Annotated in this window: 9 protein-coding genes and 1 pseudogene; 4 read left to right on the forward strand and 6 right to left on the reverse strand. The window is 61.2% G+C overall.

The genetic code is table 11. From position 1 onward, the window contains the following. The first annotated feature begins 53 nt into the window (after positions 1–53). The 4 genes and pseudogenes from DDA898_RS08925 to DDA898_RS08940 all read left to right on the forward strand — a co-directional run bounded on the left by DDA898_RS08925 (position 54) and on the right by DDA898_RS08940 (position 4,610). On the forward strand, positions 54–1,070 hold the full coding sequence (locus DDA898_RS08925) for an iron ABC transporter substrate-binding protein (RefSeq protein WP_013317485.1): 1,017 nt from the start codon (positions 54–56) through the stop codon (positions 1,068–1,070). Between the two features lie 124 nt (positions 1,071–1,194). Continuing rightward, positions 1,195–2,698, forward strand: a pseudogene (locus DDA898_RS08930) (ABC transporter permease). Next, a complete protein-coding gene (locus tag DDA898_RS08935) occupies positions 2,695–3,729 on the forward strand; it encodes an ABC transporter ATP-binding protein (RefSeq protein ID WP_038910979.1) in 1,035 nt (344 codons plus the stop codon). Before DDA898_RS08930 ends, DDA898_RS08935 begins: the two are co-directional and overlap by 4 nt. A gap of 170 nt (positions 3,730–3,899) precedes the next feature. Continuing rightward, positions 3,900–4,610, forward strand: coding sequence for a Bax inhibitor-1/YccA family protein (locus tag DDA898_RS08940; protein WP_038910980.1), 711 nt, complete (start codon positions 3,900–3,902; stop codon positions 4,608–4,610). A gap of 411 nt (positions 4,611–5,021) precedes the next feature. Here DDA898_RS08940 and clsB read toward each other — a convergent pair whose 3' ends face one another. The 6 genes from clsB to hlyD form a co-directional block, all read right to left on the reverse strand. Continuing rightward, the gene (clsB, locus tag DDA898_RS08945) at positions 5,022–6,227 is read right to left on the reverse strand and encodes a cardiolipin synthase ClsB (protein ID WP_038910981.1); all 1,206 of its coding nucleotides are present in this window, start codon (positions 6,225–6,227) and stop codon (positions 5,022–5,024) included. Beyond that, on the reverse strand, positions 6,224–6,994 hold the full coding sequence (locus DDA898_RS08950) for an endonuclease/exonuclease/phosphatase family protein (protein ID WP_038900965.1): 771 nt from the start codon (positions 6,992–6,994) through the stop codon (positions 6,224–6,226). The genes clsB and DDA898_RS08950 overlap by 4 nt, the downstream gene beginning before the upstream one ends. 92 nt (positions 6,995–7,086) lie before the next feature. Then, complete coding sequence (locus DDA898_RS08955; RefSeq protein ID WP_013317491.1) at positions 7,087–8,193, reverse strand: ABC transporter permease; 1,107 nt, start codon at positions 8,191–8,193, stop codon at positions 7,087–7,089. 63 nt (positions 8,194–8,256) lie between these two features. Beyond that, a complete protein-coding gene (locus DDA898_RS08960; protein WP_038910982.1) occupies positions 8,257–9,402 on the reverse strand; it encodes an ABC transporter permease in 1,146 nt (381 codons plus the stop codon). Beyond that, complete coding sequence (locus DDA898_RS08965) at positions 9,386–11,137, reverse strand: ATP-binding cassette domain-containing protein (protein WP_038910983.1); 1,752 nt, start codon at positions 11,135–11,137, stop codon at positions 9,386–9,388. Before DDA898_RS08965 ends, DDA898_RS08960 begins: the two co-directional genes overlap by 17 nt. Next, on the reverse strand, positions 11,127–12,131 hold the full coding sequence (gene hlyD, locus DDA898_RS08970; protein ID WP_038910984.1) for a secretion protein HlyD: 1,005 nt from the start codon (positions 12,129–12,131) through the stop codon (positions 11,127–11,129). Before hlyD ends, DDA898_RS08965 begins: the two co-directional genes overlap by 11 nt. Positions 12,132–12,360 lie beyond the last annotated feature (229 nt).

Raw genomic sequence — 12,360 nt, forward strand, 5'->3', positions numbered from 1 at the left:
ATTCGCTTTTATTGTCATACAGTTAATTGCCATACAGTGAAAAGGATAATGGTATGAAACGGCGTATTGCTTCCCTGTTCCCCGCCACCCTGCTGGCGTCTTCCCTGATGATGGGATTCTCCTTCGGCGCGCAGGCGGAGGATGAAGGTCTTGTGATTTACAACGCGCAACACGAAAACCTGGTGAAATCCTGGGTAGACGGTTTTACTCAGGACACCGGCATCAAAGTCACGCTGCGTAATGGCGGCGACAGCGAATTGGGCAACCAACTGGTGCAGGAAGGCAATTCCTCGCCGGCCGACGTATTCCTGACCGAAAACTCACCGTCAATGGTGCTGGTGGATAACGCCAACCTGTTCGCGCCGCTGGATGCCGGTACGCTGGAGCAGGTGGCGCCGCAGTATCGTCCGTCCCACGGTCGTTGGATCGGCATCGCCGCCCGCTCGACGGTGTTTGTTTACAACCCGGAAAAACTGACCGAAGCGCAACTGCCGAAGTCTCTGATGGATCTGGCCAAACCGGAATGGAAAGGCCGCTGGGCAGCGTCTCCGTCCGGCGCCGACTTCCAGGCGATCGTCAGCGCGATGCTGGAGCTGAAAGGCGAAAAAGCGACGCTGGAATGGCTGAAGGCGATGAAAACCAACTTCACCGCCTATAAAGGCAACAGCACGGTGATGAAAGCAGTGAACGCCGGTCAGATCGACAGCGGCGTTATTTACCACTACTACCCGTTTGTCGACGGCGCTAAGACCGGCGAAAACAGCAAAAATATCCGCCTGTACTACTTCAAACATCAGGATCCGGGCGCGTTCGTCAGCATCTCCGGCGGCGGCGTGTTGGCATCCAGCAAGCATAAACAACAGGCTCAGGCTTTCATCAAGTGGATCACCGGCAAGAAAGGCCAGGACGTGCTGCGCACCAACACCGCCTTTGAATACGCGGTGGGCGTGAATGCCGAATCCAACCCGAAACTGGTGCCGCTGAAAGACCTGCAGTCGCCGAAAGTCGATGCTGCCAAACTCAACGGCAAGAAAGTGGTTGAACTGATGACCGAAGCAGGCCTGCTGTAATGCGTCAGTGCAAGGCGGGAGTACAATAAGCCATATGGCCGATGTGGAATGGAAAGTCGCCGGCGTCGGTGTGACCCACCCGGCGCGACCAGGGGCGCGGCCATACCGGATAGCCGGCGGCGGCATGGCGTTGGTGGCCTTGCTGTTGTCGTTGCTGGCGTTGTTGCCGCTGGGTTTCGTGGTGGGCATCACCCTCGAAACCGACTGGGATACGATAAAAGCGCTGGTGTTCCGGCCGCGGGTCGGGGAACTGCTGCTTAATACCGTATTGCTGGTGGCGGTGACGCTACCGCTCTGCACGCTGCTCGGGGTGGGCGCTGGCCTGGCTGACCGAGCGCACCACATTGCCGGGCCGTCGCGCGTGGTCGCTGTTGTTGACCGCGCCGCTGGCGGTGCCGGCCTTTGTTCAAAGTTACGCCTGGATTAGCCTGTTGCCCGGCATGCATGGTCTGGCGGCGGGCGTGTTCCTGTCGGTTCTCGCCTATTTCCCGTTTATTTATCTGCCGGCGGCGGCGGTGCTGCGTCGGCTTGATCCCAGCCTGGAAGATGTGGCGACCTCGCTGGGCGCCAGACCCTGGCGCGTCTTTTTTCGTGTGGTGCTGCCGCAACTGCGGTTAGCGGTATGGGGCGGTTCGCTGCTGATTGCGTTGCATCTGCTGGCGGAATACGGGCTGTACGCTATGATTCGCTTCGATACCTTCACCACCGCGATTTTCGAACAGTTCCAGTCTACCTTTAACGGCCTGGCGGCAAACATGCTGGCAGGCGTGCTGGTGTTGTGCTGTCTGGGGCTGTTGTTGCTGGAAGCGCTGACCCGCGGACGCGCGCGTTATGCCCGCGTCGGTTCCGGCAGCGCCCGAAGCCAGACGCCCTGGCGGCTGTCGTCGCCGGCGGCGCTGGTGTGCGCTTTGTTGCCGCTGGCGTTAACCGTGCTGGCGCTGGGCGTACCGCTGATGACGCTCGCCCGCTGGCTGTGGCTCGGCGGTCTGGAAGTATGGCGCAATAACGAGCTGTGGCCAGCGCTGCGCCAGACGCTGTGGTTGGGCGCCAGTGGCGCGGCGCTGGTGACGCTGTGCGCGTTTCCGATGTCCTGGCTGTCGGTGCGCCATCCGTCGCGGCTGTATCGCCTGCTGGAAGGCTGCAACTATGTCACCAGCGCGCTGCCGGGCATCGTGGTGGCGCTGGCGCTGGTCACCGTCACCATTCATACCCTGCGGCCGCTGTATCAGACCGAATTTACCCTGCTGCTGGCCTATGTACTGATGTTTATGCCGCGCGCGCTGATTAACCTGCGCGCCGGCATCGCGCAGGCGCCGGTGGAACTGGAAAACGTCGCGCGCAGCCTGGGGTGTTCGCCCGGACAGGCGCTGTGGCGTATCACGCTGCGGCTGGCGGCGCCGGGCGCAGCGGCCGGGGCGGCGATGGTGTTTCTCGCCGTCACCAACGAATTAACCGCCACGCTGTTGCTGGCGCCGAACGGCACCCGCACACTGGCGACCGGCTTCTGGGCGTTAACCAGTGAAATCGATTATATGGCGGCCGCGCCCTACGCGCTGATTATGGTGGTGCTGTCGCTCCCACTGACCTGGTTGCTCTATTCTCAATCGAAACGTACGGCAGGTTTATGAATACGCTTGAACTTTATGGCATCGGCAAATCTTTCAATGCCGTCACGGTGTTGGACGGCATCGACTTGCAGGTTGCGCCGGGCAGCCGTACCGCGATTGTCGGCCCCTCCGGGTCCGGCAAGACAACGTTGCTGCGTATCATTGCCGGTTTCGAGGCGCCGGATAGCGGCAGCGTGCGGCTGCAAACGCGCGTGGTGGCGGATGCGCGCCAGTGGGTGCCGGCGCACCAGCGCGGCATTGGCTTTGTACCGCAGGACGGCGCGCTGTTTCCTCACTTTACCGTGGCGCAGAACATCGGTTTCGGGCTTGACGGCAGCAAACACGACAAACAGCGGCGTATTGATGAACTGATGGAGATGGTGTCGCTGGACTCGCGGCTGGCGTCACTGTGGCCGCATGAACTGTCCGGCGGTCAGCAGCAGCGGGTGGCGCTGGCGCGCGCGTTGTCTCAGCGTCCGACGTTGATGCTGCTGGATGAACCCTTCTCGGCGCTGGATACCGGCCTGCGCGCCGCCACCCGTCAGGCGGTGTCCGCCCTGCTGGCGGAGGCGGGCGTGGCGTCGATTCTGGTGACCCACGATCAGGCCGAGGCGCTGTCGTTTGCCGATCAGGTGGCGGTGATGCGACAGGGGAGGCTGGTGCAGGTGGGATCGCCGCAGTCGCTGTATCTGCGCCCGGTGGACGAAGCCGCCGCCGCGTTTCTTGGCGACACGCTGGTGCTGTCGGCGCAGCTAAAAGAGGGACGCGCCGCGTGCGCGCTGGGCGACATCGCGGTTGACGATAATCAGTCCGCCGGGACGGTGCGTATCATGCTGCGCCCGGAGCAGATTCAGGTCACGCTGGCCGAGCCATCGGCGCCGCCGCAGGCGGTGGTGGCAAACATCGAATTCGCCGGATTTGTGTCCACGCTGCGTCTGCGGATGACGAATAGCGCGCAGGTGATCGAACTAAAAAGCGTCAGCCGGGAAGACATCGTGGTCGGTTGCGGCGTCAACTTGACGGTAGCCGGGCGGGCGCATCGACTGGATTAGCGGCGGCGACCTCTTTCACTGTGACATCACCGCGCTACGTAGGGGCCTGGCCTCAATAAATCGCCGTTTTCGTTGAGGAAGCGTTATCCGTCGCACGCGTCGTTTTGTGTTAAGCTGAAATCAGGTGGGCGTAAGCCCGTTCTGTTTCACTCAAATGCAAAGGTTGCATCATGGATCGATTTCCACGTTCTAACGGTTCCATCGTTCAGCAGGCCTCCACCGGTCTGCAAACCTATATGGCGCAGGTCTATGGCTGGATGACCTGCGGTCTGTTGCTGACCGCGTTTGTTGCCTGGTATGCCGCCAACACCCCGGCGGTGTTGCAGATGGTGTTCTCCAGCAAGATCACCTTCTTTGGGTTGGTGATCGCCCAACTGGGGCTGGTGTTTGTGCTGTCCGGCATGGTGCACCGTCTGAGCGGTGGCGTCGCCACCACGCTGTTTATGCTCTACTCGGCGTTGACCGGCCTGACGTTGTCCAGCATTTTCATCGTCTACTCCGGCGAATCCATCGCCAGCACCTTTGTGATTACCGCCGGCATGTTCGGCGCCATGAGCCTGTACGGCTATGTCACCAAACGCGACCTGACCGGCATGGGCAGCATGCTGTTCATGGCGCTGATTGGTATCCTGCTGGCGACGCTGGTGAACTTCTGGCTGAAAAGCGAAGGGTTGCAGCGTGCCATCACCTACATCGGGGTGCTGGTGTTTGTCGGCCTGACCGCGTATGACACGCAGAAACTGAAAAACATCGGCGAAGAGCTGTCGGTCGATGACCGGGATAATTTCCGCAAGTATTCGATCATGGGCGCGCTGACCCTGTATCTTGATTTCATCAACCTGTTCCTGATGCTGCTGCGCCTGTTCGGTAGCCGTCGTTGAGGCTGTTGATGTTGATAAATAAGTGAAAACGGAGCCAACTGGCTCCGTTTTCATATTACTGGCAAAACCGCTTGGTTAGAGGTAATGGTTTTTCCGGCGTTAAAAACTGTGCTGAGGTAAGCGACTTCGCCGGGTGAGCGGCATGGACGCCGCGAAAGCCCGTGTCGCGTCGGGAGCGCGTCACGGGCGGCCCGAACAGCGAAGGCGATTGCCGAAGGCACCGCGCCAGCGGCACAGTTTAGCCCTTAGCCAGTGGTCAAGGAGAGGCGGCGTTTGAGCCTCTCCTTGTCGTGCGTGCGATGAAATGGTAGAGAAACTACACGGTTTATCCCGCACGAAATCATCCACTTGTTGGTCAATAACCATCATTCACAAAACAACCCGGCTGTTTGTCTACAGCCTTGAGGTTTGTTATTTTCTGTCGTTGTTATCCACCTGTCCCACCCGAGTCAGATGCGGGCTGTGCGCCGGCAACCAGCCGACTATCGACGGGAAACGTTTCAGGAAATGGAACACCACCATACTTTTGATCACCTGCCAGTATGAGCGCTTTGGCAGTTGTGTGGGGTCAACCCGCACGCAGTCTTCGCGAATCAGCTGGTGCAGGTTGTCCCGCAGTTGCTGGTTGAAGTTTCGGTCATTGATGAACAGGTTGGCTTCGAGGTTGAGCGCCAGACTGAGCGGGTCCAGGTTGCTGGAACCGACGGTGGTCCAGTATTCATCCTGCAACGCGACCTTGCCGTGCAGCGGCTGGCGGCGGTATTCATAAATATCCACCCCGGCTTTCACCAGCCAGGGGTAGAGCAATCGCGCACCTATCAGGACGATCGGCATGTCCGGTTGCCCCTGAATGATCAGCCGTACCCGCACATCCCGCCGCGCGGCCTTACGCATCGCCCGCAGTAAGCGATAGCCGGGGAAAAAATAGGCATTGGCGATCACCACTTCACGTTTGGCTCGCCGCAGCATCAGCAGGTATTGGCGTTCGATGTCGCGGCGGTGCAGGCCGTTGTCGCGCCAGACAAACAGTGCCTGGGCGTTGCCGGGGTGAGTGTTGCGCACGGCGCGGCGAAAGCGTCGTCGCCACCAGATGCGCGGTTCCTCATCGTGGGCCAGCGCCGCCAGCGCAAAACGGTAGATGTCGTCCACCACCGGGCCGCGCACCTTAACGGCGTAATCCTGCTTGGCTTCCGGGCCGTAGTCGCTCAGGTGGTCGGCGGAATAGTTGATGCCGCCTATCCAGGCGGTGTGGCCGTCTACCACCACGATCTTACGGTGTAACCGCCGGAACAGATTGGTGCGCATCAGGCCGAACAAGCGGCGTCGGGGATCGTAAAAATGAAAACGTACCCCGGCTTCGATCATCGGTGCCAGAAAGTCGGGCGACAGGTCGTGCGAGCCGTAGCCGTCGGCGGTGGCGTCCACGTTGACGCCGCGCCGCGCCGCCGCGATCAGCGCCTCCCGCAGCGCATAGCCGACCTTGTCTTCAAACCAGATAAAGGTCTCCAGCACCACCCGATTGCGGGCCTGACGGATGGCGTCAAACACGCTGGGGTAGAATTCGTCGCCATTCACCAGCAGTTCAATCTGGTTGCCGTCGCGCCATTCGGTTTTCACAAGTGAATCTCCACCGCCAGCGGCGCATGATCGGACAGATGCGACCAGGGTTTAGGCGGCAGCAACCTGGGGACGCTGGTCCGGGCGTTGCGCACGTAGATGCGATCGAGGCACAACAGCGGAAAGCGGGCCGGAAAGGTCCGCGCCGGTTTGCCGAAGTGCTGGCTGAATACCTCTTCCAGACCGGCGCTGCGTTTCAGCAGGGCGCTGGCCTTCATCTGCCAGTCATTGAAATCCCCGGCGACAATCAAGGGCGCTTCGGCGGGTAGCGTCGCCAGCAGGTCGCACAATAATGTCATTTGCTGCCGCCGGTGCGAAGCGGTGAGCCCCATGTGTACGCATACTACGTGGATATGCAAATCCCGGTTGGGGACTTTCAGTACGCAATGCAGGATGCCGCGTTTGGCTCTTTCGGATACCGATACGTCCAGATTGCGATAGCTGAAAATCGGAAAGCGCGACAGCACCGCGTTGCCGTGATCGCCCTCCGGGTAAATCGCGTTGCGCCCGTAGGCGTAATCGTTCCACATGGTTTCCGCCAGAAATTCGTAGTGCGAAGTATCCGGCCAGTGTTCCACCTGTAAGGGATGGGTAGAGTGGCGGCCCAACACTTCTTGCAGGCAGACGATATCGGCGGAAACCGAACGTACGGCATCGCGCAGTTCCGGCAGGATAAAACGGCGGTTCAGTGCGCTGAACCCCTTATGGGTATTGATGGTCAGCACGGTGAAAGAAAACCCCAATGACGGTTGCGAGACGGTATCCATTGTTTTCCCTCGTTCCCAAGTAGCTGAATAATCAGTGTAGTCAGTGTTTGGCGACGCGTCGTTGACGCTGTGCGCCGCCCGTGCGCGCAAACCTAGCCGATCTTGCGCCGGAACAGCGCGTAGGCGGCGCTGCCGGTGGTGGCGGTGATCACCAACAGCGGCCACACCCCGCGCCAGACCACGGCCAGGCTGGCGTTTTTCAGATATATCTGTTTGGTGATATCGGTGAAATGGCGCACCGGGTTAGCCCAGGTGAGCTGTTGCAGCCATAGCGGCATATTCTCGACGGGCGACACATAGCCGGACAGCAGAATGGCGGGCATCACGAAGACGAATACGCCGATGAACGCCTGTTGCTGGGTGGAACAGAGCGCGGAAATCAGCAGCCCAAATCCCACCAGCGATAACCCGTAAACCAGTATGCAGAGGTAGAACAGCAGCAGCGAGCCGGAAAACGGGATGCGATAAGCGAGGATGCCGGCCGCCAGCACGATGCTGGCCTGAACGGTGGCGACGATCAGCGCCGGGACCGCCTTGCCGACGAAGATCTGTCCGGTGGACAGCGGCGAAACCAGCAGTTGTTCCAGCGTGCCCTGTTCCCGCTCGCGCGCCACCGACAGCGCGGTGACGATCAACACGCCAATGGTGGTAATCAGCGCCACCAGCGACGGCACCACAAACCATTTGTAGTCCAGGTTCGGGTTGTACCAGTGGCGAATCACCAGTTCGCTCTGGTGCGTCAGCGTCGGGTCGTTCAACTGCTCCTGCTGATAATTCTGCACGATCTGTTGGACGTAGCGGGCGGCGATCTGGGCGCTGTTGGAGTGGCGTCCGTCGAGCAGAAGCTGGAGGCTGGTCGGCGTGCCGCTCACCAGCTGGCGAGAGAAATCGGGCGGGAAACGCACCAGCAGCAGCGCCCGCTGGTTATCAATCGTGGGCGCAATTTCCTGCGGGCTGTGTAGGGTTATGACCCGCGAAAAAGCGCTGGCGCTGGCGAAACGCTGCGTCAGCTCCACCGAAGCCGGGCCGTTGTCTTCGCTGTAAATGGCGAGCGTGGCGTCGGTGACGTCCAGCGTGGCGGCAAATGGGAACAGCAGCACCTGCAGCAGCACCGGCAACACCAGAATGGCGCGCGTCTGCGGCTCGCGCAGCAATGACTGAAGCTCTTTGCGGATCAGCGTCCACAGGCGATACCACATACTCTTTCCCTCATCAGCGTGCTGATAAACATCCAGCACGATCCGGTTGATGAATTCGCGCACCTAATCCAGCCGACGACGGGTTTTCCAGGCGGTCAGGCCGATAAAAAATACCGCGGACGTCATCAAAAACAGCAGGTTCATCAGCAACACGCTGCCGATATTCCCGGCCAGAAACAGGGTTTGCAGCGTGCTGACGAAATAGCGGGCGGGGATCAGGTACGACACCGCCTGCACCGGTATCGGCATACTGTGGATTTCGAAAATAAACCCGGACAGCATCACCGCCGGCAGAAAGGCGGCGTTGAGCGCCACCATCGCCGCGTTGAACTGATTGCGGGTTAGGGTGGAAATCAGCAACCCCATCCCCAGCGTACTGGCGAGAAACAGGCTGCTCAGGCCGAACAGCAGCCACAGCGAACCGCGATAAGGCACCCCCAGCACAAACACCGCTACCACCACGCACAGGGCCATGGCGATCATCCCCAGCACGTAATAGGGGAGCAATTTGGTGAGCAGCAGTTCGGCGCGGGTGACCTGCGTTGAAAGCAGCGCTTCCATGGTGCCGCGCTCCCATTCGCGGGCGATCACCAGCGAGGTCAGAATGGCGCCGATCACCGTCATGATGATGGTAATGGCGCCGGGAATGATGAAGTGCCGGCTGATGGCGGCGGCGTTGAACCAGTAGCGGGTCTGCACCTCAATCAACGGTTGATAGCGGCCGCCGTGGTCTTGTGCGTACTGCTGCTGCCAGAGTTGCCACACTCCCTGTGCGTAGCCCTGTACGAATTGCGCGGTATTCGGCTCGCTGCCGTCGGTGATGACCTGAATCGGCGCGCGATCCTGCGGGCGCGCCAGCCGTTCGGCGAAATCGGCCGGGATGACGACCAGACCGCGAATCTGCCCGGCCTGCATCCGTGCGATCAGCGCCGGGCGATTATCGCTGAGGGTAACGGCCAGAAAGGACGATCCGGTAAAGGCGCGCGCCAGGCTGTCGGCCTCGGCGCTGTGTTGTTCCATCAGCACGCCGACGTTCAGGCGGCTGGAGTCGAGGTTGATGCCGTAGCCGAAGATGAACAGCAGCAACAGCGGAATGACAAAGGCGATCAGCGCGCTGCTGGGGTCGCGCAGGATCTGGCGGGTTTCCTTCAGGCACAGCGCGCGTAAGCGCCGCCAGGAAAAACGGTTATCGTCAATGCGCAGTGACATGGCCCGCCTCCTGATCATAGGCTTGCACCAGCGTGATGAACGCCTGTTCCATGGTCGGCTCCGGCGCACTGTCGCTGGCGGCCTGACGCTTCAGGTCATCCGGCGTGCCGCTGGCGATAAGCCGGCCGCGGTACACCAGTCCGATGCGGTCGCAATATTCGGCTTCGTCCATAAAATGGGTGGTGACCATCACCGTCACGCCTTTGTCCACCATGCCGTTGATGTGCTGCCAGAACTCGCGGCGGGTAAACGGGTCGACGCCGGAGGTGGGTTCGTCAAGGAACAGGATGTCCGGTTCGTGCATCAGCGCGCAGGCCAGCGCCAGCCGCTGGCGGAAGCCGAGCGGCAGCGCGTCCGGCGTTTGCTGGAAGATGGGATGAAAGTTGAACGCCTGCGCCATGCTGTCCACCTTCTCCTGTTGATGCTGGCCGCGCAGGCCGTAAACGCCGGAGAAAAAGCGCAAGTTCTGTTCCACGGTCAGGTTGCCGTACAGCGAAAATTTTTGCGCCATGTAGCCGAGGTGCTGCCGCGCCCGGCCGGAGCGGGTTTTGAGGTCCATATCCAGCACCAGCGCCTGACCTTCGGTCGGCGTCAGCAGGCCGCACATCATACGAAAGGTGGTGGATTTGCCGGCGCCGTTCGGCCCCAGCAGACCGAAGATTTCACCACGGCGCACCTGAAAATTCACCCGGTCGGTGGCGGCGAAATCGCCGAATTTTTTGGTCAGGTTACGTGCCTCGATCACCGTTTCCCCGCGGTGGGTGTCCAACTGCGGCAGAATAGCCGCCAGTGATGAGGTAGCGCTCGGCCCGCCGCCCAATAAGTCGATGAACGCGTCTTCAAAACGCGGCGCGGTGTCCTGCGCGCTGTCCGGCGACAGGCCGAGGGTGTGCAGCAGTGTGGCGCGATCCGCCCGCGGTTTCAGAATCAGTCGCACGTAGAGCCCCTGAATCACGCCGTCGCTCACCTGCGGCTGACGCAACGCCTGTTGCAGCAGACGACGGTGATTGCTGCCCGGCTGGTCGAGCAGCAGGCAGCGGCCCGCCATCCGTTGCGTCAGGTCGGCGGGCGCGCCCCGGTAGAGCAATTCGCCTTCGTTGAGCAACAGCACGTCGCGGCACTGTTCCGCCTCGTCCAGATAGGAGGTGCTCCACAGAATCAGCATGCCGTCGTCCGCCAGCTCATGCACCATCCGCCATAGTTCGCGGCGGGAGATTGGGTCGACGCCGACGCCGGGTTCATCCAGCAGCAGTACGCCGGGCTGCCCCAGCAGGGTACAGGCCAGCCCCAGCTTCTGCTTCATGCCGCCGGAGAGTTTGCCCGCCAGCCGGGTGGTAAAGCGGGTGAGGTCGGTAAACTGCAACAGCCGCTCGAAAGTGGCGCGCCGGGTGTCGCCGGTGATGCCGCGCAGGTCGGCGTACAGCGTCAGGTTTTCCATCACGGTGAGGTCTTCGTACAGGCCGAATTTCTGCGGCATGTAACCGAGCCGGGCGTGCAACTGGCGGTCATCGGCGATAGGGTCTAACCCCAGCACCCGAATGGCGCCCGCGCTGGGCGTCAGCAATCCGGCCAGCATGCGCATCAGCGTGGTTTTGCCGGCACCGTCCGGCCCCACCAGCCCGGTGACCGCGCCGGCGCGAATCTCGGCGCTCAGCTGCGCCAGCGCCGGTTTCGTCATGCCGTCGAAGCGTTTTTCCAGCGCATCGAGGCGGATCAGCGGCGGGTCACTGGTCATGGCGCGATCTGTCCTGCACCAGCGTGAGGGTCACCGGCATGCCCTGGCGCAGGGCGTCGTCCGGGTCACTGACGATGATGCGCAGCCGGTACACCAGATCGGTGCGCAACTCCGTGGTTTCAACGTTTTTCGGCGTAAATTCGGCGCTCGGCGACACAAAGCCGATTCGGCCGTGATAAGGGCGGTTCGGGCGTCCGTCGGTGTAGATCCACACTTCGCGGCCGGGCGCGGCGCGCCCCAATTGCGTTTCATTGACGTAGGCGCGAATCCACACCGGATGGGTCAACGACAGGGTAAAGACGGTGCTGCCGGCGCTCAGCATGCTGCCGGCTTCGACGGCCCGGGTCAGGATCACGCCGGGAGACGGCGCGTACAGGCGCGTATCCTGCAGATTCAACTGCGCCTGCGCTTCGGTGGCCTGCGCCTGCGCCAGCGCCGCTTCGGCGGCGGCGATTTCCTGCGGGCGGTTGCCGCGTTGATACTGGTTCAGTTTCTCCCGCGCCGCCTGCAACGTCGCCTGCGCTTGATTGCGGGTGGAACGGGCGTCTTCCAGCGCGTTGGCGGCGAGGGTATGCTGTTTCCACAGGCCGAGCTGGCGCTGATAGAAGCTGTTGGCGTAATCGTAGGCGGCCTGCGCTTGTTCCAGTTGTGAACGCACCTGGGCGATTTCCTCGCTGCGGTAGCCTTCCCGCAGCAGCGCCAGTTGCGCCTGCGCGCTGGCGACGCCGGCTTTCGCCTGCCGTAGTTCGTTCTGCAGCGGTGCGCTATCCAGCCGGGCCAGCAGTTGACCCGGCTGGATAGCATCCCCTTCATCCACATTCAGGCCGGCCAGTCGTCCACCCACCCGAAAACCCAGATTGACGCTGCGGATATCTACATTACCGTACAGCGTCAGCGGCGCATCCTGCTGGCTACGGTACTGCATCAGGCCGTAACCGGCGGCGGTGACGGCAATCAGCGCCAGCACCAGCCATAACCCTGTTTTCTTATTCATAGCGCTCCCGATATGACTTTGCGTCCTGTTCTTGTTCGTCGATGTCGTTATTGCCAATCCCGCGTTGACGGCGACGTATATTAAGAATAATCCGTCATGCAACAGATTGCCGTGTTCCGGCCGGCGGTGCGCTGATTCCGCACGGGTATACGTTGCCGTTGCGGGGGTGAAAACCGGTTTTTTTTATCAGTAACTGGTTGATATCCATAAAGAGCAGAACCATTTTGCG

The organism is Dickeya dadantii NCPPB 898 (assembly GCF_000406145.1).
In the GTDB taxonomy this organism is placed as follows: Bacteria; Pseudomonadota; Gammaproteobacteria; order Enterobacterales; family Enterobacteriaceae; genus Dickeya; species Dickeya dadantii.

What these genes read in the sequence shown, in the direction of transcription:
- DDA898_RS08940 (WP_038910980.1), top strand. Translation starts at nt 3,900, where the DNA reads ATGGATCGATTTCCACGTTCTAACGGTTCCATCGTTCAGCAGGCCTCC.
- DDA898_RS08965 (WP_038910983.1), bottom strand. Translation starts at nt 11,137, where the DNA reads ATGACCAGTGACCCGCCGCTGATCCGCCTCGATGCGCTGGAAAAACGC.
- DDA898_RS08950 (WP_038900965.1), bottom strand. Translation starts at nt 6,994, where the DNA reads ATGGATACCGTCTCGCAACCGTCATTGGGGTTTTCTTTCACCGTGCTG.
- DDA898_RS08935 (WP_038910979.1), top strand. Translation starts at nt 2,695, where the DNA reads ATGAATACGCTTGAACTTTATGGCATCGGCAAATCTTTCAATGCCGTC.
- DDA898_RS08925 (WP_013317485.1), top strand. Translation starts at nt 54, where the DNA reads ATGAAACGGCGTATTGCTTCCCTGTTCCCCGCCACCCTGCTGGCGTCT.
- DDA898_RS08960 (WP_038910982.1), bottom strand. Translation starts at nt 9,402, where the DNA reads ATGTCACTGCGCATTGACGATAACCGTTTTTCCTGGCGGCGCTTACGC.
- hlyD (WP_038910984.1), bottom strand. Translation starts at nt 12,131, where the DNA reads ATGAATAAGAAAACAGGGTTATGGCTGGTGCTGGCGCTGATTGCCGTC.
- DDA898_RS08955 (WP_013317491.1), bottom strand. Translation starts at nt 8,193, where the DNA reads ATGTGGTATCGCCTGTGGACGCTGATCCGCAAAGAGCTTCAGTCATTG.